15 protein-coding genes are annotated in these 23,235 nt (G+C 69.1%); 8 read left to right on the top strand and 7 right to left on the bottom strand.

Translation table 11 applies throughout. The features are described from left to right. Positions 1-205 precede the first annotated feature (205 nt). A complete protein-coding gene (locus ACP7BI_RS03120) occupies positions 206-2,101 on the top strand; it encodes a DUF262 domain-containing protein (RefSeq protein ID WP_425843673.1) in 1,896 nt (631 codons plus the stop codon). Between the two features lie 25 nt (positions 2,102-2,126). On the opposite strand, the gene ACP7BI_RS03125 is transcribed toward ACP7BI_RS03120, so the two are convergent. Together ACP7BI_RS03125 and ACP7BI_RS03130 are read right to left on the bottom strand one after the other, a co-directional pair. Beyond that, complete coding sequence (locus ACP7BI_RS03125) at positions 2,127-3,137, bottom strand: EcsC family protein (RefSeq protein WP_425843675.1); 1,011 nt, start codon at positions 3,135-3,137, stop codon at positions 2,127-2,129. Next, positions 3,134-4,303: a DUF3320 domain-containing protein gene (locus ACP7BI_RS03130; protein ID WP_425843677.1), complete on the bottom strand. Its 1,170-nt coding sequence runs from the start codon at positions 4,301-4,303 to the stop codon at positions 3,134-3,136. Before ACP7BI_RS03130 ends, ACP7BI_RS03125 begins: the two co-directional genes overlap by 4 nt. Positions 4,304-4,507: 204 nt before the next feature. On the opposite strand from ACP7BI_RS03130, the gene ACP7BI_RS03135 reads away from it, so the two are divergent. The 4 genes from ACP7BI_RS03135 to ACP7BI_RS03150 are packed head-to-tail and all read left to right on the top strand — an operon-like array spanning position 4,508 to position 12,359. Further along, positions 4,508-8,491, top strand: coding sequence for an Eco57I restriction-modification methylase domain-containing protein (locus ACP7BI_RS03135; RefSeq protein WP_425843679.1), 3,984 nt, complete (start codon positions 4,508-4,510; stop codon positions 8,489-8,491). Further along, on the top strand, positions 8,488-11,913 hold the full coding sequence (locus ACP7BI_RS03140; RefSeq protein ID WP_425843681.1) for an SNF2-related protein: 3,426 nt from the start codon (positions 8,488-8,490) through the stop codon (positions 11,911-11,913). Before ACP7BI_RS03135 ends, ACP7BI_RS03140 begins: the two co-directional genes overlap by 4 nt. Next, the gene (locus tag ACP7BI_RS03145; protein ID WP_425843683.1) at positions 11,910-12,044 is read left to right on the top strand and encodes a hypothetical protein; all 135 of its coding nucleotides are present in this window, start codon (positions 11,910-11,912) and stop codon (positions 12,042-12,044) included. Before ACP7BI_RS03140 ends, ACP7BI_RS03145 begins: the two co-directional genes overlap by 4 nt. A 6-nt stretch (positions 12,045-12,050) precedes the next feature. Further along, the gene (locus tag ACP7BI_RS03150) at positions 12,051-12,359 is read left to right on the top strand and encodes a hypothetical protein (RefSeq protein WP_425843685.1); all 309 of its coding nucleotides are present in this window, start codon (positions 12,051-12,053) and stop codon (positions 12,357-12,359) included. 24 nt (positions 12,360-12,383) lie between these two features. Here the strand turns inward: ACP7BI_RS03150 and ACP7BI_RS03155 are convergent, their stop codons facing one another. The 5 genes from ACP7BI_RS03155 to ACP7BI_RS03175 form a co-directional block, all read right to left on the bottom strand. After that, on the bottom strand, positions 12,384-14,606 hold the full coding sequence (locus ACP7BI_RS03155) for a hypothetical protein (RefSeq protein WP_425843687.1): 2,223 nt from the start codon (positions 14,604-14,606) through the stop codon (positions 12,384-12,386). Then, positions 14,599-18,054, bottom strand: coding sequence for a TM0106 family RecB-like putative nuclease (locus tag ACP7BI_RS03160; protein ID WP_425843689.1), 3,456 nt, complete (start codon positions 18,052-18,054; stop codon positions 14,599-14,601). The genes ACP7BI_RS03155 and ACP7BI_RS03160 overlap by 8 nt, the downstream gene beginning before the upstream one ends. 98 nt (positions 18,055-18,152) lie before the next feature. Then, complete coding sequence (locus ACP7BI_RS03165) at positions 18,153-18,797, bottom strand: VWA domain-containing protein (RefSeq protein WP_425843691.1); 645 nt, start codon at positions 18,795-18,797, stop codon at positions 18,153-18,155. 164 nt (positions 18,798-18,961) lie between these two features. Further along, on the bottom strand, positions 18,962-19,492 hold the full coding sequence (locus ACP7BI_RS03170) for a hypothetical protein (RefSeq protein ID WP_425843693.1): 531 nt from the start codon (positions 19,490-19,492) through the stop codon (positions 18,962-18,964). Positions 19,493-19,546: 54 nt separating this feature from the next. Further along, positions 19,547-20,170, bottom strand: a complete 624-nt coding sequence (locus ACP7BI_RS03175) for an NUDIX hydrolase (RefSeq protein ID WP_425843695.1) — start codon at positions 20,168-20,170, stop codon at positions 19,547-19,549. Positions 20,171-20,262: 92 nt separating this feature from the next. Here ACP7BI_RS03175 and ACP7BI_RS03180 point away from each other — a divergent pair, with 92 nt between their 5' ends. The 3 genes from ACP7BI_RS03180 to ACP7BI_RS03190 are packed head-to-tail and all read left to right on the top strand — an operon-like array spanning position 20,263 to position 23,227. Further along, positions 20,263-21,690: an ADP-ribosylglycohydrolase family protein gene (locus ACP7BI_RS03180; protein ID WP_425843697.1), complete on the top strand. Its 1,428-nt coding sequence runs from the start codon at positions 20,263-20,265 to the stop codon at positions 21,688-21,690. Next, positions 21,687-22,406 carry a hypothetical protein gene (locus tag ACP7BI_RS03185; RefSeq protein WP_425843699.1) on the top strand — a complete coding sequence of 240 codons (720 nt, stop codon included), beginning with the start codon at positions 21,687-21,689 and terminating at the stop codon, positions 22,404-22,406. Before ACP7BI_RS03180 ends, ACP7BI_RS03185 begins: the two co-directional genes overlap by 4 nt. Next, positions 22,403-23,227 (top strand): N-formylglutamate amidohydrolase, encoded by an 825-nt coding sequence (locus ACP7BI_RS03190; protein WP_425843701.1) that lies wholly within the window; start codon positions 22,403-22,405, stop codon positions 23,225-23,227. The genes ACP7BI_RS03185 and ACP7BI_RS03190 overlap by 4 nt, the downstream gene beginning before the upstream one ends. Positions 23,228-23,235: the final 8 nt, after the last annotated feature.

The raw sequence follows: 23,235 nt of genomic DNA on the forward strand, positions 1-23,235 counted from the left end.
CCATCACTCGCGCCCCCGCAGTCGAAGGGCGTTGGTCTAGACCAGGGTCACGCGTCGGCATCGTCGACGACGGCCCGAGCGCGCGGCATTCCGATGAAGCAGGCGGCGGACGAGTCATAGCGCCCTGACATCGGCCAGAATCTCCGACTCATGGCAATGTCGCGAATCGCGTCAGCTGGGAATCGCCCGATGTAGCGTGAGCAGCATGAAGGCTGCCGCGGTCACGCTCCGAACCCTGCTCCAGGGCACCGACAGATACGAGATCCCGCTATACCAGCGTCCGTACGTCTGGGAGTCGCGTCCGGGTGAGCCTGAGAGCGATCGTCTCGGACCCTTCTGGGAGGACGTCAAGGAGACGACGGACGCATACTTGGAGCGCGCGCGGCTGGTGCGTCAGGTAGGCGGCGATGAGGAGAAGGTCGCGCCGATGACGCCTCACTTCTTCGGGGCGGTCGTCATCGATCTCCCGTCAAAGAGCGGTGAGGTGACGACGCAGGAGGTGATCGACGGCCAGCAGCGACTCACTACGACGCTGTTGCTGCTCGCCGCCGCGACGCGACTCTCGGAACAGCGCGGCATGCACATGCCGGCGACGCGTCTGCGCCGGCTCTGGAAGCAGGACGACGAACTCGAGCTTCGGGGCCTCGCGCAGTTCAAGCTCACTCCTACCCGTCAGGATCAGGCGGCTTTCCTCGCCGTCATGGATGACGCTGAGGCCTCAAGGGTCGAGGGTCACAACATTACGCGCGCCTACGACTTCTTCGTCGAGCAGCTCGAAAGCTGGGTCGATGAAGCGCCAGAAGGCTCCGAGCGGGAACTGTTCGACGCGCTCCGCGTGACGCTCTACGAGCACCTGATGTTCGCCGACATCAGGCTCGAGGCTGGCGACAATGCGCAGGGCATCTTCGAGTCGCTCAACGCCCAGGGAGAGAAGCTGCTCGCGATGGACCTCGTGAAGAACGAGGTCTTCCGTCGTGCGAAGCGATTCACGATTGATCTCGACGCGCTCGACCGCGACGAGTGGTCTCGTCGTTTCGCCGATCCGTGGTGGCGCGGTCAGGTGCGCCAGGGACGGTACTTCCGTCCCGCGGCGGAGCTGTTCCTGATGCACTGGCTCATCGACCAACACGGCCGAGACATCTCGGCAACTGCGCTGTATGTCGAGTTCCAGGCGCTGGCGCGGACGGAGATGGAGAGTGTCGATGCGACGAACACCTTCGTCAGGCGCTTCCTCGCGGATGCCGACCGCTATAGGGCGCTGCAGGACCTCCCGCACAACACGGCGGAGCGCCGGTTCCTCGACCGGCTCAAGAGGCTTGACATCACTGTCATGTATCCGGTCGTCCTGCGTCTCTGGCGTTGGAAGGACGAGGGCCGCATCACCCGCGAGGGCATGCTGACGGCCTTCGCGGCACTCGAGTCCTACCTGTTCCGCCGATTCGTCGTCGTCCCCAATGCGGGCAAGAACTACAACTACATCGTGATCGGCCTGCTTCGAGCGCTCGGCACGGCGCTGGAGCCCGTCCAGGATCCAATCGCGGCGCTTGTCTCCTATCTCCGAGCCAGCGATGACAAGACTCGAATGTGGCCGAGCGACGACGTCTTCATCGCCAAGCTCTCGACACAGTCGTTCTACCGCTCCTATACGAATCGCAGAGACCTGTTCCTGCTTGAGGTGATCGAGCGACGCATGACGAGCGCGAGCCGCAAGACCGAGCAGATCGAGGTGCCGGCTGGGCTCACCATCGAGCATGTGGTGCCGCAGAGCTGGCAGGAGCACTGGCCACTCCCGGAGACAGGCGACGAGGAGGCGAGCGAGCGCGCTTCGCGCGCAAGGCAGGAGAGGATCCACCGGTTGGGGAACCTCTCCCTGGTCACGAAGAACCTCAACCCGGCGATGGGCAAGGATCCGTGGGAGTCGAAGCGGGAGCAGCTGCTGAAGTTCAGCAACCTGCAGCTCAACGCAGATCTCGTGACGAATCCGCTGTACGCGGCCGGCTTCGATGAGGATTCGATCGATGAACGCGGAGACAGGCTCGCCCGACTGCTCGTCGACGAGTGGCCGGGGCCTTGGCACGACGCCTGGCCCGCGACCAAGTAGCCGAGACTCTTGCGCCTCTTCCCGATCACTCCGCGTCCGTCGAGGACGACGACTCCCCGTCGCGCAGGCGGCTCAGCGCGACGGGCAGGGGAAGCCCGTACTTCTCGCATAGGAAGCGGGTCTGGCAGAAGCGCTGCGCGTCCCTCGCCACAGCGCCGAGCACTGTGGAGTTCGTCCCTGCGCCGACCAGGATGCCGACGACCGGCAGCACCTTCGCGACCTGCTGCACCGACACGTGGCCGCCCTTGGGACCGAGGAACTGCAAAAGCTTCTCGACTGCTTCCGCCAGGCGATGGTCGGCCCGCAGCTTCTGAGACCAGTTCACCCGATCCTTCATCGCCCAGGCGGCCTGCGCCGTCTCGCGGAGGGGCTCCGCCTTGGCCGCCTGCGAGACGAAGGACCGTCGCACCAGGCGGTGGATGAACTCTTGCTCCTGCGGATCCTTCGCATCGAACCCGTACGAGTAAGCGATGCGGGAAGCGATCACGACGCTCATGGCCTGCACGAGCACCAGGTCGGCGGTAATCGATGTGGGCAGTCCGGCCACGGGCACGAGGGCCAAGGCGCCCATGCCGCCGCCCTCGATCGCGCCCACCGTGCGCCATCTGAGCGTGTTCCTCGTCAGCAGCCGATCGCAGGACTTGAGATCGAGGTCGCGAAGGTCCTCGAACGACTCGATGTCGAATCCGCGCTTGCGGGCGAGCTTCTCGACGGAGCGCGGGTCGACCAGGTCGGTCGCCCAGTCGTTGAAGAGCTCCAAGACACGAGCCGCGTTGGCGGCGAGCGGCTTGACGGCCGCTTGCCCTATGGCGTCACCGGCCCTCTGAGCCCCTTCCACGATCACGCGCGGCATGCGGTCGACCGCTTTCTGGCCTGCGCGACCAGCGGCGTCGAGCGAGCCCTCGACGGTTCGATTGATCCAGTTGGGCAGGCCGCGGCGGTTCGCCCTGCCCTCCCAGTAGTCGTTGACGGATGCCCAGACGTCCAGCTCGTAAGGGCTCATGTCCGACGTGCGGTCGGTGCCGGTCGCACTCATCGCGTGCCCTCCGATCTGGGGAAGTGGTCGACCCGCTGACGGGCCGCTGCAAGGAGTCTTGTGGCGAGTGCGGTGCGGCGTCGACGGCCGAAGGTGCTCAGAACGCGGGCATCGAAGTTTACGTCATCGATTGGCGACGGCTGCTGAGCGCGGAGATGCCGCATCGCGTTCGCGACCTCGACGGGACTCATCTCCTCGATGCCGCGGTTGTCGTTAGGCCCGCTTGGTCGGAACTCCCTCCAATCGTCCCGTTCCACGTCCTCTGGCCACACGAAGCCGTCGCCGTCGACCAGCAGTCGCGAGGCCTTGATCTGATGCACGATGCTCCGGTGCTTGTCACGGCGAAGCCTTGCGACGCCGAAGGACCGAGCGACGAGCTTCGCCAGGCGGTCGATCTGCACGGGGCCTTCGAACGCGACGATCTCCTCGATCACCGCCCTGACGGCCTCCTTCGAGGCAGCTCGACGAAGGTGATCGAGCACTTCCGGGGTCCCGACCTGGACGATGACCCAAGGCTCGAACTCGATACGGCGCTGGCCGACGGTCGGCGTCCGAGCCGCGTCGTCCCGGGCGAACGCCTCCTCACCAGGCGCCGTCTCGTGCTCCGCCGCCTGCTCCGTCGACCCACCGTCGCCCGCGATCTCCGCTGGCTCGAAGAGCGGGAGCCGCTCAGGCGGAGCCTGCAGCTCGAACGCAGGCTCCGGCGCGCGGTCCACTGTTGCGTCATCCACCTGCGTCTTGCCCCAGAGCGGGTCTCGCTGTCGCGCGAGCGAAGCCGCCCCGTCGTCGTCCCCGAGAGCCTCGAGGAGGCGAGCCGCGTAGTCGAGGGCACGCCAGGTGTCGAGCACGTCGAAGGGGTGGAGGTGGGCCCATCGATTGCGGACCACGCGCAGTTCGCTCCCGAGGCGAGAGACGGTTCGGCTCGAGTCGTCGAGCGGATAGCCGAGCCCTCCGAGCCGCTCCGTCAGAACGCGCAGTTGCGACTGGAGATCGTGCCGGTCATGCACACGTGGCGAGCGACCCTTGATCTTGTCGAGCTCACCCAGGATCGCGTTCCACTCGAGGCCGCCGAGGTGCGGAGCCAACCGCGTGGCGATGATGGGATCGAGCCGTGAGGCCAACGCCTCGAGTCCGAGACCGACTGCGGCGCGACCATCTGCTGGCATGAATTCCTCGTTCTCGACAGGGCGGACCGAACGTACCGAGCCTCGCTGACATCCGTCCCCTTTCGGACAAGCCTCGCCGCAGGAAAGCTGATGACGCGTCACCATCTCGCGCTAGCGTTCGATCCAGGCGTCCCCACCGGGATCAGCCGTCGCGCACCGCGCGCCGCCTCAGCTCCGAGCTGAGGGCTCGAGAGAGGTATGACCGTGCCGGCATTGCAGCTGCAGAGCTCGACTTCCGTGGCGTGGAGCGAGGCGGGCGCTCTGGCGTCCGACGCGATCGTTCATCTCGGCCGCGATGACGCGGGCGCCGGGGCGATGCAGGTCGGCGTTGCCACGCTTCCCGCGCAGCCGACGAAGGGCATGCTCGAGACGCTCTGGAAGTCGAGGTCGGGCCGCGCGCCGATGGGCTTCATCGCTGCTGTCGTCGCTCCCGGCGGTGTCTGGATCCACTACCCCGCGTCGGGCGCTCCATCCATCGGGCCGATCACGGTCGGCCAGGCGGAGCGACAGCTGCAGTCGGTGCTGGACGAGCGAGACGGCCTCGCGGCCCACGCCCAGATTCGCGCGATCCAGGAGGCGATGGCGGCCTCCGGATCCGACGGGTTCTCCAACCACTTCCTCTTCGCCACGTATCACCTCCTCCGCGATGTGCCCAAGCGAGCCGACTGGCAGTCGGCCGGCGAGGCGGCGGCGACGATGCTGCCCAAGCGGGGCGCCGAGCTCGTCGCGGCGCTCGGCTTCTCTAGCGAGACCGCAGGCTCCGATCGCGTGCTGGTGCTGCGCACCGCCACGGGCCCGCGCCGTGCGGTCGCCGTGCTGCTCAAGGAGGACGAGCAGTTCGACCAGAAGTCGGCCACCTACCAGCTGACGCCGGTGGCGAAGGCGCTCGAGGTGGCGGGCCGCGAGGACGTGCCGTGGGTAATCGCGGTGCGGAAGTCGACCCTGCGGCTCTATCCCGGCCGGGACGGCGTCGGCGTAGGCCAGCGTGGGCAGTCGGAGACCTATTTCGAGCTCGACCTCGCTCTGCTCGCGCCGGAGCAGGCGGCGCTGCTCACGCTGATCTTCTCGGCTGCCGCGCTCGACTCAAACGGCTCCGCCCAGCAGCTCCTCGACGGCTCGGGCAAGTACGCCGCAGACCTCGGCACGCGCCTGCGCGACCGCGTCTACGAGGGCGTCGTGCCGAGCATCGCGCTCGCAGTGGCGGAGCAGCTGCCCTCGCTCGGGATCCCGCTCGACGCGGACGGGCTGCAGAACGCGTATCGGGTGACGATGCGCATCCTCTTCCGCCTGCTGTTCCAGGCGTACGGCGAGGCGACCGAGCTGCTGCCGGCTGGTAGGAACGAGCACTACGACGCGAACTCCCTGCAGACGTTCATCGCGCTCGAGAAGGACACCGAACCGGACCAGTTCGCGGCCGAGTCCGCCGCGATCTGGTCGGATCTCGTGCAGGTGTGGGAGGTCATCTTCCACGGCAACGGCCGGTGGGAAGTGCCCGCCTACGGCGGGAGCCTCTTCGATCCGGGCAGCGGCGAGGGGGCGCTCATCGGCAAGCTCCGGCTGACGGATCGTGTGCTCGGGCCTGCGCTGCAGCAGCTGCTGAGCGAGCAGACCGTGGATGGATCACGCGGCCCCGTGGACTTCCGGAGCCTGCAGGTGCGCGAGTTCGGAACGATCTACGAAGGGTTGCTTGAGTCCAGCCTCTCGGTGGCCGAGCAGGATCTCGCCCTCGATGCGAAGGGTGCGTTCGTGCCCGCGAAGGAGGGTGACCGAGTAGAGGCGTTCGCCGGGCGTCCCTACTTCCACTCGGCGTCTGGTGAGCGCAAGGCGACGGGCTCGTACTACACGCCCAAAGTTGTGGTCGACCACCTCATCGAGCGGTCGGTCGAGCCCGCTCTGCATGGCCATCTTGAGCGCGTCCGTGCGCTCATGGACAGCGGCAAGGATCGCGCGGCCGCAGACGCCTTCTTCGACTTCCGAGTCGCCGACCTGGCGATGGGTTCCGCGCACTTCCTCGTCGCGGCGGTCGACAAGATCGAGCGCGGCATGCGCGACTTCCTGACCGTGACCGAGGTGCCCGGCGTCCGCGCCGAGCTGGCGCGGCTGGCGGAGACGGCGCGTGACGCCCTCGGCGCCGACATGGAGGGCGCCCTCGCGATCACCGAGGGGCAGCTGCTTCGACGGCAGGTGGCGCGTAGGTGCATCTACGGGCTCGACATCAACCCGCTCGCGGTCGAGCTGTCGCAGCTCGCCCTGTGGATCCACACGTTCGTACCTGGGCTGCCGATGTCGAGCCTCGACCATGGTCTAGTGCTCGCAAACTCGTTGACCGGCATCGGCACGATCGACGAGGCTCTCGAGGCGCTCGGCGCCGAGGGGGTGCTCGAGCCGATCATCCGCGAGCCTCTGTCGGCTGCACGCGATCTGCTCCTCGACCACGCGAGTGCTTCCGAGGCCGACAAGTCGGAGGTGGCAGAGGGCGTCGCGATGCTCGAGCGCGCGCGGGCCGCTGCTGCCCCCGCGAAGGCGATGTTCGACGTGGCAGTCGCGAAGCGTCTGGGTCGCGCGGCCGGAGAAGCGTGGGACGAGGAGCAGTTCGTCGAGCTCGCGTCGACCGATGCAGTCCGTTCGGCGGTCGAGCCACTCCATCCGGCGCACATGCCCTACCTCTTCCCCGAGGTGTTCCTCCGCGACCGTCCCGGCTTCGACGTCCTCATCGGCAATCCCCCGTGGGAGGAGGTGATGGTCGAAGAGCCCAAGTTCTGGCTGCGAGTGCGCCCCGGCCTGCTAGGGCTCAAGCCCGCAGCGCTGAAGGCCGAGATCGCACGCCTCAGGGTGGAACGAGCGGACTTGCTGCCGGAGCTGCAGCGAGAGATCGACTCGGTCGAGGCGCTCCGGAAGGTGCTACTCGCCGGGCCGTACCCGGGACTCGGGACCGGCGATGTCGACCTCTATTCGGCATTCGCCTGGCGGTTCTGGCACTTGCTTCGAAGCGGGGGCCGGAGCGCAATTGTCGTGCCTCGGTCGCAGTTCAATGCCGCCGGCGGCAGGGCGTGGCGCGAAACCGTACTTCCGCGCTCCAGTGCCGAGATCGTCGTGCTCCTCAACAATCGACGTTGGGTATTCCCAATCCATCCCCAGTACGCCATTGCTCTCGCTGCACTCGAGAAGGTGGCGTCTGGTCGTGTGGCTCTTGCAGGCCCCTTCGCTAGCGAAACCGACTTCCTCGACGGACGGCACCGCCTCGGCGTAACTGAATTCGCCACGATTTCGGAGGCGAGCGCGGCGGCCGCGATCCCGAACCTTCCCGACGCGAAGAGCGTCGAGGTGTTCGCTCAGATCCGGCAGGCGCCTCGCCTGGACGCGAAGCGTCCCGGTTGGGACTTCCGGCCCGTCGCCGAGTTCCATGCCACCAACGACCGCAAGACGTTCGACGATGGGCCCGAGAGCCCGGACCGGATTCCTGTGCGCGGCGGCGCCGGATTCGACCTGTGGACGCCTGAGACGAGTGAGGTCTACGCGTGGGCGGATCCCGCGAAGGTCGAGGCGGCCCTCCAGGCGAAGCGACAGCGCCAGATCGGCCTGAAGTCATCGGCGTTCTTCGGCAAGCCTGCGTCCTGGGCTGCTGACGCGAGCACGCTGCCGCTCCGCCACCCTCGGATCGCATTCCGCGACGTCACGAACGCGACGAACACGCGCACCTCGATCGCTGCACTGGTGCCGCCCGGGACTGTGTTGACGAATAAGGCCCCGTATGTGTTTCGCTACGCGGGTGATGCCAAGGCGGAAGCGTATCTTCTCGGGATCCTGTCGTCGGTGCCTCTCGACTGGTATGCGCGCAAGTACGTCGAGATGGGCATGAACCTGCACATCTTCAACGGATTGCCTATTCCCGAGTTCCTGCCTGCCTCAGTCCGGTGTCAGCGCGTGACCGAGATTGCCGGTCGGCTGGCCGCGGCAGATTCTCGATACCGGGCCTGGGCGGGTGAAATCGGCGTCGAAGTCGGAAGCGCCAAGGCGGAGCCGATCAAGTCTGCCCTCATCGCCGAGCTCGACGCGCTCGTCGCATCGCTGTACGGCCTCACGCGCGATCAGTTCGAGCACATCTTCGCGACGTTCCACAGAGGGTGGGACTACCGCGCTCGGCTGGATCGCTCCTTGGCCTACTTCGACGAATGGAGCGCACGATGACCGAGCAGCTTCCGGTCTTCGCGACGAACCGCATCGCGCCGCCGATGACCGTGCGCGAGGAGGTGCGACGGCTATTCCGAGTGAACCGCGCTGCGCTCAAGGAGGCGCCGCACGCCGCGATCGCCACTGCCTACATCAACCCGGCCGGTTTCATGCTCCTCGCCGACGAGCTCGAGCGGCTGCCACGGATCCGCGTGCTGCTGGGCGCCGATCCTCTGCCCGACCCCCTGCTGCCGCCGGACGCCAGCGATGCTCTGCGGCGCCGGCTCGAAACGGCGCTCTCACGGCACGAAGACTGGCTGAAGGCGGAGCGTGACGCACTCGGATTCGAGGTGGGTGCGACGCAGTCGGCGAAGCGTCTCGTGGCCTGGCTGCGCGCGGCCGACGAGCGCGGTGATCCGGTCGTCGAGATCCGTCGGTACACCGGCGGCTTCCTGCACGGCAAGGCGTTCATCAGCCACCACCCGACGCACCCCGCCTACCTCGCGGGCTCGTCGAACCTCACGTTCGCGGGCCTGACGAGGAATGCAGAGCTCAACGTCGGCGCATCCGGCCAACACGGCTCGACCCAGCAGGTGATCGACTGGTTCGAGGAGTGCTGGAACGACTCGGAGGCGTTCGATCTGGCCGCGCTGTACGAGCCGCTGTGGGAGGAGCATTCCCCGTGGACTGTCTTCGTGCGCATGCTGCTGGCGCGCTACGGCGACCACCTCGACGAGGAGGAAGCCGGCGCGACCAGGTTCGAGCTGACGCAGTTCCAGGCGGACGGCGTCAAGCGCATGCGGCGACTCCTCGACGAGATCGGTGGCGTGCTTGTCGCCGACGAGGTGGGACTCGGCAAGACCTTCCTCGCCCTCGAGGTCATCGCTGCCGCGACCGAGCAGCAGCGGCAGCGCGTGCTCGTCGCCGCCCCCGCCGCGCTGAAAGCCTCCGTGTGGGATCCGGTGCTCGAGCAGTTCGGCATGTCTCGCCGGGTCACGGTGCACTCCTACGAAGAGATCCGAAGCCGCATGGATCCCCTCCACGCCGAGCACGCGACCTTCGTCGAGCGCGCAGAGGACGCGGCGCTCGTCATCGTCGACGAGGCGCACAACCTCCGGAACGCGGGTGCGGCTCGGTCCGAGGCCATGGATCGCATCATCCTGGCGGGTAAGCACCCGAAGAAGGTGGTGCTGCTGACAGCGACGCCCGTGAACAACTCGCTGATCGACCTCGAAACGTTGGTCAAGTATTTCATCCGCGACGACGCACGCTTCGCGCCGATCGGCATCCCGTCCATCCGCAAGTACATCCGCGAAGCCCAGGCGATGGATCCCGAGGCGCTGACTCCAGCGCACCTGTTCGACCTCATGGATCAGGTCGCCGTGCGTCGCACCCGCCGGTTCGTGAAAGAAAACTACAAGGGGCAGATGATCACCGGGCCGGGCGGCAAGAAGATCCCGGTTGAGTTCCCCGACGCCGACGTGCGGCGTGTGGACTACGCGCTCGACGCGCCGGGCGACGCACTGGTCGACGGCGTCACCTACGCGCTCGACATCCCTGAGGCGGAAGCGCATGTCGCGTCGTTCGAGGTGCGCCGGGGTGACCCTGGGCGGCTGCTGCTGGCGCGCTACGTGCCGAGCCGCTACCTGAGGTCGGAGGATCTCAACTCTACGCAGGTGTCGAACATGGGACTGCTCCGATCCGCGCTACTCAAGCGCCTCGAGTCCTCTCCCACGGCGCTCGCCGGCACCCTGAGCGTGCTCGAGCGGACGCACGAGGCGTTCCTCTCCGCGCTGGGGAGGGGCACCGTGCTCACCGGCGGCGCGCTGCGCGACTATGTCGGCTCCGAGTCCGAGGACCTCGACGAGATCGTCGCCGGGCTCGATGCCGACACGGAGCACCAGGCGTCACCTGCCGCGCTCTACGATGCGGACCTGCTCGCGTCCGATGTCGCGCTCGATCTCGAGCTGATCCGGCGGTTGCGCACACTCGCCGAGGCGGCGGCGCACGCAGGAGAGCCCAAGGTCGAGGCGCTCCTCTCCGAGCTCGAGCGCATCGCCGCAGAGGCCGAGAAGCCCGCCTCCATCGATGCACCGACCGGCGATCGGCGCAAGGTGATCGTGTTTTCCACCTACGCAGACACCATCAGAGATCTGCACGATCGGCTCCTGGACGCGCTGGAGGCTGCACCGGCCGACTCGCCTCTCGCGGCATATCGGAATCGTGTCGCACCGGCGATCATCGGCGAGTTCGCGTCTGGCAAGCGAGGCGGCATCGACCAGCCCACGCGCGCGAAGGCGGTCGCCAACTTCGCACCCCGCACCGCTGGCAAACTGAAGGCCGACGGGACGCCGATCGAAGCTGACCTGTACGACGTGCTCCTGACCACCGACGTCCTCGCGGAGGGCGTCAACCTGCAGCAGGCGGCGCACATCGTGAACTACGACCTGCCGTGGAATCCAATGCGCATCGTGCAGCGGCACGGCCGCGTCGATCGCATCGGCAGCCAGCACCGCTCGATCGAGCTCGACGTCTTCTTCCCCGCGGAACGGCTCGACGACTTCCTCGGCCTCGAGCAGACGCTGATCCGCAAGCTGCGCCAGGCAGACGCGGCAATCGGTGCCGGCAAGGTGCTGCCCGGTTTCTCTCACCTCACCCCGCAGGACCACTACGACGCCGACGCGATCGTCGAGGAGATCGAGCACCTGGTGGAACAGGGCGGCGGCTCGGCGGCAGGCTCCGGTGAGGAGTACCGGCGTCGGCTCGCGAACGCGCTCGATGCTGACTCGCAGCTCGAGGCACGGCTCAAGGACCTGCCGTTCGGCATCGGCAGCGGATTCGTGAATCCCGCGGTCCAGGGCCGGGCCTATGTGTTCTGCCTCCAGATGGGCGACAGCGGCCAGACCTGGTTCCGCAACGTGCAGGTTGACGAGTCCTGGCAGCCGATTGAGGTCGAGGACGGTGAGCTCGTGCAGGACGACACCCTCCAGTCGCTCGTCACCGCGGATCCGGGCAGCGCCACCCGGGCTCGCTCGCTCTCGGAGGCTGCCTTCCAGGGCGCGTACGAGGCGTGGGCGCTCGCGCGTGAGCATGCGCACTCGACGTGGATGCGATCCACCGATCCGAACGCGCTGGCGGCCGAGGCGCCGGCATCCTTTCGCGAGGCTCGCCAGGTCATCCTGAACCACGGAGGCCACCTGGGGACCGCCCAGATGGAGACGCTCAAGCGGCTCAAAGCGGTGCCGTCCGCGAAGGCCAGGAAGGCGATGCGGGGCGCTCTGCGCACGGCAGGGACTCCGGTGGATGTCGTCAATGCGATCGTCGGGGTGCTGGACGCCTTCGGCATCCAGGCGGCCGGAAATGTGGAGCCGCTGGCGCCGGTGGAGCTCGACGAGGTGCGCCTGATCGCGTGGATGGCCGTGGAGGGTGTCGAGTCATGACGCTCGACGACTGGGCGTTCGTGCTGCAGTGCGTGACGCTCGTCGCGGTCCTTCTCGCTGCATGGCAGGTGCTCTTCCACAGTCGCCAGATGCACCGCGACTTCGAAGCCGTGTATGTCCAGCGATATTAGGAGCTGATGGACCGGGGGAGCCCTGAGTTCGTGCTCCACGATGACGTGCTTCCATCGGACCGTGTTGTGCTGCGCGGCTACCTCCAGCTCTGTGAGGACGAGGTCGATCTGCGCAGGACCGCGCGGGTCACGGATTCCTCCTGGCTGTTCTGGCGTGAGGCAGTGCTCGCGCAGCTCCGCGAGCCCGCGTACCGGCGCGAGCTCGATGAGATCGATGTCGAGCGATTCCCGATGCTTCGCATGCTTGAAGCGCAGGGCGCATCCCTCGACCCGTTGTCGAGGCACTGGCTCTGGCGGAAGCTGCACGGGCTCTGACTCAGGCTCGTCGGATCGGCGGCGTCAGCTGTCTCCTGGGTCCTTCAGCTTGAACACCTCGTAGCCCTCGAGTCGCTCGAAGCCTTCCTGTGCCTCGAGGACCTGCGGCTGTCCGACGAGGCAGAAGAGATCCTTCGTTGTGATCTCCCAGGTGAACAAGACCATCGCCAGCACGTTGGCGACGATCGTGTACCCGCTCTGATGCGCTCCGAACCGCTTCGTCGGATTGGGGGAGTCTGCCTGCTCCTGCAGCAGCGGCTCCTCCGTCGGGTCCACCTCGTCACCTCGGATGCGCCACCCGAGCATCCTTGCCCGCTCCTCCCAGGCCGGCAGCGAGCTCGTCGGCTCCGGCCACGGACCACGCACCTCGGCGAGCAGGGTGCCATCGGACTGCCTGAGGAACTGGAAGTACGGGGACACGTGCGGGTCGTAGCGGAACTGCGCCGCGTAGAGCTGCAGGATCCTGGGCGCGTTCGCATCCACGACATCGAGCTCGTTCGCGATCGCGTCGATGAGCGGCATCCACGACGGGCCCAGCATCGGATCATCCAGCGCACGAGCTCTCGCGACCTCGGTCCGCTCGGCCTGCTCGATCGCCGCCTCGGCGAGGAGGATCGGCGAGCCGACGCCAGCACTCCGCGCCTTCGTCATCGCCTCGGCGAGATCGCGCGCCCGGCAGCGGAACATCGCAGTCTCCTGATCGTCGACCTGGAACTCGAAGAGGCGCATGGCGGGCGATTCCGAAGGCGGCAGTGCCGGTGCCTGGTCCGCATCCTCCTCCGGTGTGCTCGACGCCTCAGCGCGGACGTGCGAGAACCCGAGCAACCAGCTGTCGCCGAGCCTGGAGGTCGCGGGGTCTCGCGGGAACCAGTAGTCCAGGCCATGGATGGTCACCGGGTCATCGGCTGTGATGCCGTGGTGCAGGGTGAGCTGGACCAGCAGCTCGTGCGCCACCTCGAACGGGCTCGTCCCGCTTGGGAACCAGCGGCCGACGCTCCAATCGGACGGATCTTCGTCGGGGACGGTCGGCTCGCCAGCGAGCACGAATCCGCGGCCCCACCCGCGCGGCACGATACCGAGACCCTGCAGCCGAGCTGAACGCTCATCGTCCGTGCCGGAACGGATCTGGCAGTACCAGCCGCCATCGCGCACGATCACGCGAACGTGCGGAGACTCGTCGCCGTCGAAGCCGTGCACCACTGCGTAGGTGGTCATCGAGAGGGTGCCGAGGCGGCCGCCCATCAGGTCGCCGTCGAGCGCCAGGATCGAGGATGCGAGGCGGTCGGCGAAGCCGTGCCATCGCTCGTCGATCAGCGGATCGTTACGGAGGGATCCACGCGCCTCCATGTCGCGCTCCCAGCGCTCCTTCGCCCGTCGCTGATCGCTGGCCCCGCCGTGGTCGACGTTCGTCGGGGGATGCAGGATCGGCAGCTCACCCGGCTCCGCGAGCTCCGCCTCCTCGACGTCTTCCACGAGCACGTCGACGAGGTACTGCGAGGGCTCCGCGCCGATCGCGAGCCTCGCTCCGAGCAGCAGCACCTCCGCCAGCTCAGGGATCTCGTGCTGTCGGTAGAGCAGCTGGAGTGCGCCATGATCGCCGCGCTCCATGTCGAACCGGGCCATCTCCACACCGCGCCACTGGCCCAGTCGCACCAGCTCCTCGATGAGCCACGGATCGACACGGTGCGGGGGCATCGGGACGGTCGCGCACCAGAGCGCGGGCGTCAGGCGAGTGGCAGTCAGGCCAGGGAGATCGTGGTGCGTCACGATCAGCTCGGCGATCTGGCCCGGCTCGACCCAACGGAGCTCTCGGCTGATCTGCTCGAGGGTGTCGCCGTATCCCGGGGCAAGCCGGGGAGCCGAGCCGGCCGATCCCGGAAACGCGCGGTCGGCTGGCCAGAGCGCCGCGAAGTGGTGACTCGGCAGTCGCTCGCCCGAAGCCACTCGCTCTCGGGTCGCGAATGCGCCCAGCGCCCAGGCCAATGCCTCCTCGCGGTCGAGGAGGAGCTGCCCGGACCGTGGCGGGAATGCCGGCGCCTGCCCGTGGGCGACCGAAGGCAGGAAGTACTCCGTGTGCTTGAAGACCTCCCGACCCCCGGCATGCCTCGCAAGTCCGTCTGGCATCGCGCGACCCACCTCGAACAGCATCATCTTCCGGTCGAACTGCTGGGTTCGGCGCGCAAGCCGATACCAGTTGCCTTCGATCTCGTCCACGAGTTCAGCGTCGTGGTGCTGCGCGTCAGTCATACGTGCCTCCCAGGCTCCGATCCTGCATGACATGCGGGCCGGCCAGCCTCAGGAACGCGCTCAGCTGCGCGACACCCTCGGGCCTGGGCGGCAAGTGCGCCCGCAGCCCGGGTGAGTGCACGAGGTAGGCGAGCCACTGCCCCCGGGAGATCGCGACGTTCAGCCGATTGATCGAGAGCAGGAACTCAATACCGCGCGGCACCTCCGCCGCGCTGGATGCCGAGAGCGAGACGATGACGACGGCGGCCTCGCGGCCCTGGAACCGATCGACCGTCCCCACCGACGCAGCGCCGAACCCCGCTTGCCGCAGACGGTCCTGCAGCAGGCCCACCTGCGCGTTGTAGGGCGCGACGACGATGGCGTCGGCGGCGGTGAGCGGGCGTCGCCCGTGCTTGTCGATCCACTCGCGACCGACAAGCCCGCGAATGATCCGCACGACCTCCTCCGCCTCTTCCGGCGAGGTCGTGGTGTTGCCGCTGTGCTCGACCCGCACCGGCACGAGCCCCGGCTCGATGCCCGGCATGCTTCGCCCCGAGTCGTGCGCGCTGAGCATGCCGTCGTACGCGAGGTCGGATACTGCCTCGCAGAGGGCCGGATGCATCCGCCACGAGGTGCCGAGGAAGTAGCCGAACTCCGGCGGCACGACCGCGGCTCCGTCGCACAGCCAGCCGAGCGCCGAGTCGTCGACCGGCGCGGGGTGCGTGCCCTGGCTCACCTGCGGCAGCTGCTGCGGGTCGCCGATGAGCAGCAGGCGCTTCGTGGCGCGTCCCGCGGCGATCGTGTTGGCGAGCGAGAACTGGCCTGCCTCGTCGATCACCAGCAGGTCGAGAGGCGAGCGGCCCTTGTTCGCGAGACCCGCGAACGTCCACGCGGTGCCACCGACGACGCCGCCCGCGGTACCGAGCTCGCCCTCGGGATCGGACGAGGCCGTCCAGGAGTGCGAGGCGGTGTCGCCCTCCTTCCGCTTCTTCAGCACGCGATCGGCCGGCACGCCGGCCTCGATGACGCCCTCGAGCATGTGCTCGACCGTCGCGTGCGACTGGGCGACCACGCCGATGCGCCAGCCGCGCTCGACGAGGCGCGCGATCACCCGTGCGCCGGTGTAGGTCTTCCCAGTGCCGGGAGGTCCCTGCACGGCGACGAAGCGGGCGTCCAGCCCGGCGAGAGAATCGGCGATCGCCGTGATCGTCGCGCGGTCGCCCTCACCGACAGGCGCAAGCGCCCGAGGCGCGCGGCGACGGAGGACGTCGAGCGCGGCGTCGTCCGGCAGGCTCTCCGACAGCGCGTGTTCGGTGGGGACGGTCGCAGCCACCTGCTCCGCCCACGCCTCGATCGACTCGATGAGGGGGCCGGCGTTCGGCGGCTGCGCCGGCGTGAGCGCGATCGGCAGCGCGTCCCAGGGCGAGTTGCCCTTGCCCGCCTGCTCCACGAGCTCGAACTCATCGCCGTCGATCGCCGTGAGCGTCGTCCTGGCGTGGGCTCGCAGCTCTGTCGTCGCGTCAGGGTCGACCGGGCTCGGCTGCGTGTACACGGCATGCATGCCGGATGCCTCGTCGCCGAGGCGAGAACCCGGCGCGACAGTGCCGCGGAAGCGGATCCGGCGCGAAGGGCTCTGCTTGCGCGGCTCCTGCTCCCAGCCACCGACCTCGAGCACCTCGTCGATCGTCACCACGTCTCGCTGGTCGCGCCACTCCTCGACGAGTCCGTCGAGCCGAGAGAAGTGCTCCCACCAGAACGTCTTGCGCTCCCGCGTGTGGAAGCCGACCGCGGCCGCGGCGAGCCAGAGCGCTGTCTGCTCGGCGTCGCGGTGGGCCGGGTCGTCGCCGGCGCGCGCGAGCAGCCGCTCGACGAGCCGCTCGCGGGCCGCGACGACCTCGGCGCGCTCGGGCGAGAGCTCCTTCGGCGAGACCGCGGCGCGCTCGGCCCCGGTGCCCGACACGAGGCTCCGGAGCCAGTCGCGGAGGCCATGCGTCGACTCGACGTCGTAGGCGTTGTAGGCCTCGATCTGCCGGAAGAGGCGATCGGCCTCCTCGTGTTCGCCCCGCTCCCGCAGCTCGGTCGCCTGCTGGAACCATACGATCGAGTCGCCGGCGTTCGTCACCTCGCCCGCGCGCTCCGCGGGCATGTAGAGCGGCTCGAGCTTCTTCAGCGAGTAGCTCGGACTGCCGACCACGAGCGAGCGCTTCACCACCGGGTAGAGGTCGACGAGCACGCCCGCACGCAGCAGGTCGTCGACCTCCTCCTCACCGACGCCGTGCCGGGCGGCGATGCTCAGCAGGTGCGTGCGCTCGTACGACGCGTAGTGGTAGATGCGGAGGTCGGGGTGGCGCTCGCGGCGCTCGCGCACGAAGGCGAGGAAGTCGATGAGCGCCTGCCGCTCCTCGGCGAGGGAATGCGCCCAGAAGCCCGTGAACGCGCCCGTGGCGTCGCGTACGCCGAAGAGGTAGTCGAGGCCCCAGAACGGGCCGTCCTGCCAGAGCGGGTCGCCCTCGAAGTCGAAGAACAGGTCGCCGTCGCTCGGCGAGGGCAGTGCCTCGATCGGCGCCGCGTCGACGAGCTCGAAGGACACGGCATCCGCCTCGCGCGAGCGCAGCTGTGCCGCTGCCTGCTGGCGGAGGGATGCGAAGGTCGCGATCGCCATACGGGGAGGCTTCGCCGCGTCGTCAGCCGCGGCGAGCTCAGCGACCGAGCAGATGCCGGCGGCGCGCAGCCGATCTCGCTGGTCGCGACGGAGGCCGGCGATCTGGAAGACGTCGTCGGTCGCCGCGATCTGCTCCTCGCAGGCGGGGCAGGACCCGCAGGCGAGGATGCCGTCGGTCGCCCAGGCCAGCGGATCCGTCGCCTGCAGCCGCTCGTCGACCAGGTGCTCGAACCGCGCGCGCCGCTCGAGCAGCACCGGCTCGATGTCGCGCAACGCGTGGGTGCTGACGGTGTCGTCGCCCAGCAGCAGCCGCACCTCGTCGCCGACCGGCGCTCCCATCGCGCGGATGGCCCGCGCGTAGGCCGCCAGCTGCAGCAGCGCGGTCACCTTCGCGTGGCGCGCGAGCTTCGCATCCGACACGACGTATCGTCCCTGCTCGTCGAGCTCGACGAAGTCGGCGTAGCCGAAGAAGCGCTCGCCGCGGAACGCCGCCTGGAAGATGGCGGGCGCTCGGGCATCGAGCGCCGCCTGTGTGCGGGCGACGGCCTCGCTCCGGCCCTCGTCGTCGAGCGCTCGGCGGATCTCGACCACCGGACCACGCTCGCGCATCCCCGCGAGCAGGCGCTCCTCGTGCGCGTCGCCGAGGATCGCCGTGCGAGCGAGCATCGCGTCGTCGTCGGCGGGCGGCCGCTCGCGCCGGCCGAGGCGGGCATCGAGGGAGGTGAGCACGCGCCACTCGCACGCGCTCGCGCTGGTCAGGTCGCTGGCCGTCAGCAGCAGCTCTCCGGTCGTGTCATCGATGATCACGGCGCCCCTTCGGCTGTGGTCGTGCGGGCGGGGTCGCTGCGCGAGCGGACCCCGCCCGGGGTCATTGTGCGGCAGCCGCCCGTCGACGGCCCGCAGGGTCAGCGCAGGTCGTCGTCCTCGTTCTCGACCGCCGCCTCGCGGTCTGCGTCCGTGAACCCGCCGGTGCCGCCGGCGCGCACCGTCGAGATGTGGCGGCTCATGGTGCCGACCATTGAATCGATGTTGTGCGCGCCGCGCGAGAACGTCATCGACCGGTCCGCTCCGATGCCCAGGTCTGCGGCCGCGAGCACCGCGTCCTGATCCGCGCCGAGGAAGACGACATCCCATCCGGCGCGCTCGCGCTGACGCTCGATGAGGCGTCGGACGGTGCCGGGCGTGTACTCGAGGCTGCGGTTGTCGAAGCCGTCGGTGACGACCACCACCTGCGCCGTGGCGGGGCGGGCGTGCTCGGGCAGCGCGTCGAGCCGGGCGGCGAAGCCGTTGATCGAGCTGCCGACTGCGTCGTAGAGAGCGGTGCCGCCGCGCGGCTCGAGCCGGATGCGGACGTCCTCGGGTGCCGCGGAGACGTGCGTGTGCTCGACGACGTCGTCGAAGGTGACGAGGTCGACCGTGAGCATGCCAGGCTGCGCCGCCTGGTCGCGGAGCATCTGCTCGAGCGCGTCGACCATGTCGTCGCGGATGCCGCTCATCGAACCGGATCGGTCGAGCACGATGAGCAGCGCGGTGTAGTCGGTGTCGGCCATGGCCGGCTCCTTCCGTCGCAGGGATCCGACCGCGGCCCCGGCCTCCGGGCGGCTCTCGCCGCCCTCCGGGCGCCCCGCCGGTGTCGGTTCCGAGCGGTGATTCCAGTGTGTGGGCGACCACTGACGTCGGCTCAGGTTCGGCGGTTCGGGGAGAGGACCGCTCGTCACGCGTACATGGCGGTCGCCGTCGGGAGGTCGCCGATGCGAGGGAAGCCTCGGGGCTGCTCGGAACGCTCCCAGATCGCGGCGTCGATGACGTCGCCGGGGCGGGGCTCCAGGACGGCCGCGCAGATCGTCGCGAGCTCCATGGCAAGGGCTGAGGCCTCATCGTCCGCGAAGCGGAGCAGTACGAACGCGTCGCCCACGACCGCCATGGCTTCAGGGCGTCGACGGGACAGCTCCGTGAGGAGCGGGAGCAGCACGGTGTGATCGCCGGGAAGATCGAGGTCGACGCGGAGGGTGTACCCGGACGGCTCGTCAGCCTGGACCGAGCACCAGTGCAGCTCGTCGCCATCGACCCAGCCCTCGCCGTCTGGCGCTCCTGTCGAGAAGTGAGCGATTCCAAGCCAGTCCAGCGCGCCGATCGCCTGCTCGATCGCTGCTGCCCATGACGGACCAGCAGCGTCCTCTGACATCTCAGGGCGAGTAGCGAGAGCGTTGGACAGGTGCCGAGCAAGACGGTGAGCATCGTTCATGCGTCTCATCCTTCGGCCTGAACACGGCGGAGGCAAGGCTCTGAGGCGGCACGCTTACGCTCGCCGGAACAACCCCGCCGGCTTCCCCACCCCGCCGCGCTGCATGTCGCCAGTGTCCAGGAGCTGCGGTAGCACGCGCCGCCGGAACGTGTCCGGCTGCAGGAGCGCGCCCGCGACCGCCTCGTGCACCTCGCGCAGCTCCGCGATCGTAAACGGTTCGGTGAGGAGGTCCGCGGGATCCGGGTGCTTGTCGTAGTCGAGCCGCAGGCGCTCCACCGCGAACCGCACGATCGCGTCGTGGTCGAAGTCGAGGCCGACCGCGTCCGCTATGGGGGCCGCATCGAGGGCGCCCAGCGCATCCGCGCGCACGACGGCCATGTGCGCGACCGACAGGACCCATCCGCGTGAATCCCGGTCGAGCGCGTCGAAGACGTGGAGCTGCGCCGGTTCGACATCGCGGATGCCGGCCTTCTCGCGCAGCGAGCGCCGCACCGCGTCGGCCAGCACCTCTCCCTCGTGGAGGAAGGTCCCGGGCAGTCGCCGTCGTCGCGTCCGCTCGTCCGTCAGGAGCCCCACACAGAGTCTGCCGTCACGCACCGTCAGTACCGCGGTGTCGACCGCGACCGACGGCCGCGCGTAGTTGGTGAGGCTCGCATCCCTCTTCGCCCTCGTGCTCATTCACCGATTCAAGCAGGTCTGCGCTAATGTCAGTGGCCATGAGTTAGATCAAGAGTGAGCAAACCCGCTCGACTCGACCGGAAGGAGCCACCATGGCCCTCACCTCCCCTCAGACGGACCGCGCACTCGGCGCGATCCTCGCCGCCGCCGCTGGCGACGCCCTCGGCGCCCCGTACGAGTTCGGCCCGGCCGTGCTCCCGCCCACCACGATCGCGGCTCACGCCGGGGGAGGGTGGGAGCTGGGCGAGTGGACCGACGACACCGCGATGGCGCTGCCGATCCTCCGTGCGCTCGCCGATGGCCGCTCGCTCGACGACGAGGCGACGCTCGACCGCCTCGTCGCTCAGTGGATCGGCTGGAGCGCCACTGCGAAGGACGTTGGCATCCAGATCCGTGCGGTGCTGCGCGATGCGCGGCAGCCCAGTGCCGCGGCCGCTCGCGCCGCGGCCGTGCATCTGCACGAGCGGCGCGGCCGCTCCGGCGGCAACGGCTCGCTGATGCGCACGGGGCCTGTCGCACTCGGCTACCTCGAGCGCGGCCGCGCGGGAGACGCGGCCCGAGCCGCTCGCGCGATCAGCGACCTCACGCACTTCGACGTCGACGCGGGCGACGCGTGCGTGATCTGGACGCTCGCCATCCGTCGCGCGATCCTCACGGGCGACCTCGATCTCGAGCGCGCCATCGCAGCGCTCCCGGAGGAGCGCCAGCAGCGCTGGCGTGAGCTCGCCGGCGAGGCCGAACTGCGGATGCCGTGGGAGCTGACGGCGAACAACGGCTGGGTGGTCGGCGCGTTCCAGGCCGCGTGGTCGGCGATCGTCCACGGTGCGACGCTCGCCGAGGTGCTCGAGCTCGCTGTGCGCTCCGGCAAGGACACCGACACGGTCGCCGCGATCGCCGGCGGGCTCGCCGGTGCCGTCTACGGCGCGTCGGCCATCCCGGCTTCGCTGACCCGGCACCTGCACGGGTGGGCGGCTGAAGGAGCCGAGGGCGACCGCCGCACCCTGATCGAGCTCGCGACGCTCGCCGTCCGCGGCGTCGACTCCTATGGCTGGCCGATGGCAGAGCGCATGCCGCTGCTGAACGATCCGCTGCTCGTGCCGCACCCCGCAGACTCGGGCGTCTGGCTCGGCGACCTCGGCGCGCTCGACGTCGTCCCGGCATCCGTCACCGCCGTCGTCTCGCTGTGCCGGGTCGGCCGCCAGCAGGCGCGGGTCGAGGCGGCCAACCACATCGAGGTGCGGCTCATCGACCAGCCGGGCAAGAACCCGCACCTCGATCTCGTGCTCACCGACGCGGCGGATGCGGTGGCGATGCTGCGCGCGGAGGGTCACGAGGTGCTGCTCCACTGCGCGGAGTCGCGCTCGCGGACCGCGGCCGTCGGGGCGCTGTACGCGGTGCGGCACCGCGGCGCCAGCGCCGAGGAGGCTCTGGCTGCGCTGCGGGCCTCGATGCCCCGCTACAACCCGCAGCAGTTCCTCGTCGACGCGGTGCGCCGGCTCGCCTCGGAGATCGCACGATGACCGCCGACCGGTTCAAGCTCCAGCAGGCCTGGTGGCTCGCGAGCGAGCTCGGCCGCCGGCACCCGCGGGTGTGGATCGAGCGCTTCATGCACTCCACCGGGCCGGTGCTGGTCGCGGCCGAGGCAGGCGACGACGCCCAGGCGCGCGTCTTCTTCGACCTGCACGCGGGCGTGCGCGCGTACCGCGGGGAGAGCGAGTCGCATTGGTCGTGGGAGACGGTGCTGCACTGTCCCGGCGCGCACGACACGCTCAAGCGCATCGAGGTGACGAGCGGGCTCGGCATTCCGCACCGTTCACCGGCGACGACCGCCCGCTCGATCGTCTACCGGCTGATCGCTCGGCTGCTCGCGATGCACCTCGACGCACCTCGACCGTGGGTGCCGGTGCCGATCGAGGTGCAGCCGATGGTCCACGGCCTCCTCGAGCCGGAGGACGAGCCGCTGCTCCTCGGGTTCGAGACCGTGCACCACGACGTGCACAACCATCGCGACGATGCGGCGAAGCGCTTCGGCGACCCGAGGTCGGTGCAGGTTCGGCCCTGGCTGTGGGCGATGACGAGGGATGTCGAGACGACTTTCGTGCTCGACACGGACGGCTTCGTGCACACGCGGCAGGTCGGGGTGCGGCCGCTGCTCATGATGTACGACGAGCTGGGCCGCGACATCGACCGGCTCGCAGTGCGGGTGCTCGAGCTGGCGGGAGTGACACGCGGATGAGCGCTCTTCACGCGTCGGCGGCGGACGGTGCTCGCGGCCTTGAACCGACGGTCGTCGACGCCACGGATCGCTCGCCGGTCATCCTGCACGCGCCGCACGGATCGACCCGGATCCCGTCACCGTTCCGCGACCACTTCACGATCGACGACGCGGGGCTCCGGCGTGAGCTGCTCGCGCTGACCGATCACGCGGTCGATCGCATGGTGCGTCGCGCGCTCGAGTCGTGCGACGCATCCGCGGTGATCGCCGAAGTTTCACGACTCGTCGTCGACGTCGAGCGCTTCCCCGGCGATGAGGAGGAGATGAACGCCGTCGGCATGGGTGTGCTGTACACGCACGGCGCGCGTGGAGAGCGCATCCGCGAGGTGCCCGAGCCGGCGCGGGCCGAGCTGCTGCTGCACTTCGAGCGCTACTCGCGCGCGGTCGAGCTGCTCGTCGATCGGGCCATCGACCGGCACGGACGCGCGGTCATCATCGACGTGCACTCGTACCCGAGCCAGGCTCTGCCGTACGAGCTGCACGCCGATGGCCGTCGGCCGCCGCTGTGCGTCGGCTACGACGAACGTCACACGGCGGCGTCGCTGCTCAGCTGCGTACGCGAGGTGTTCGGCCATCTCGAGCAGGCGGACAACGAGCCGTTCGCCGGCGCCTACGTGCCGCTCAAGCACTTCGGCCGGGACCCTCGAGTGCAGTCGGTGATGCTCGAGCTGCGACGTGATCAGTACATGGATGAGCGCACAGGCGACCTCGACGGCGGGACGGTGAATGCGCTGGGGGACGCGGTCGCGCGGCTCGCGAGAGCGGCGACCGCGTCCGGATAGATTGCGGC

Origin of the sequence: Agrococcus sp. TSP3-2-1 (assembly GCF_049897585.1) — a bacterium.
In the GTDB taxonomy this organism is placed as follows: Bacteria; Actinomycetota; Actinomycetes; order Actinomycetales; family Microbacteriaceae; genus Agrococcus.

Excerpts from the sequence above, each read along its gene's own strand:
- ACP7BI_RS03130 (WP_425843677.1), bottom strand. The coding sequence starts at position 4,303 with ATGCCAGCAGATGGTCGCGCCGCAGTCGGTCTCGGACTCGAGGCGTTG.
- ACP7BI_RS03150 (WP_425843685.1), top strand. The coding sequence starts at position 12,051 with ATGGACCGGGGGAGCCCTGAGTTCGTGCTCCACGATGACGTGCTTCCA.
- ACP7BI_RS03185 (WP_425843699.1), top strand. The coding sequence starts at position 21,687 with ATGACCGCCGACCGGTTCAAGCTCCAGCAGGCCTGGTGGCTCGCGAGC.
- ACP7BI_RS03175 (WP_425843695.1), bottom strand. The coding sequence starts at position 20,170 with ATGAGCACGAGGGCGAAGAGGGATGCGAGCCTCACCAACTACGCGCGG.
- ACP7BI_RS03120 (WP_425843673.1), top strand. The coding sequence starts at position 206 with ATGAAGGCTGCCGCGGTCACGCTCCGAACCCTGCTCCAGGGCACCGAC.
- ACP7BI_RS03125 (WP_425843675.1), bottom strand. The coding sequence starts at position 3,137 with ATGAGTGCGACCGGCACCGACCGCACGTCGGACATGAGCCCTTACGAG.
- ACP7BI_RS03155 (WP_425843687.1), bottom strand. The coding sequence starts at position 14,606 with ATGACTGACGCGCAGCACCACGACGCTGAACTCGTGGACGAGATCGAA.
- ACP7BI_RS03145 (WP_425843683.1), top strand. The coding sequence starts at position 11,910 with ATGACGCTCGACGACTGGGCGTTCGTGCTGCAGTGCGTGACGCTCGTC.
- ACP7BI_RS03165 (WP_425843691.1), bottom strand. The coding sequence starts at position 18,797 with ATGGCCGACACCGACTACACCGCGCTGCTCATCGTGCTCGACCGATCC.
- ACP7BI_RS03190 (WP_425843701.1), top strand. The coding sequence starts at position 22,403 with ATGAGCGCTCTTCACGCGTCGGCGGCGGACGGTGCTCGCGGCCTTGAA.
- ACP7BI_RS03180 (WP_425843697.1), top strand. The coding sequence starts at position 20,263 with ATGGCCCTCACCTCCCCTCAGACGGACCGCGCACTCGGCGCGATCCTC.
- ACP7BI_RS03140 (WP_425843681.1), top strand. The coding sequence starts at position 8,488 with ATGACCGAGCAGCTTCCGGTCTTCGCGACGAACCGCATCGCGCCGCCG.
- ACP7BI_RS03170 (WP_425843693.1), bottom strand. The coding sequence starts at position 19,492 with ATGAACGATGCTCACCGTCTTGCTCGGCACCTGTCCAACGCTCTCGCT.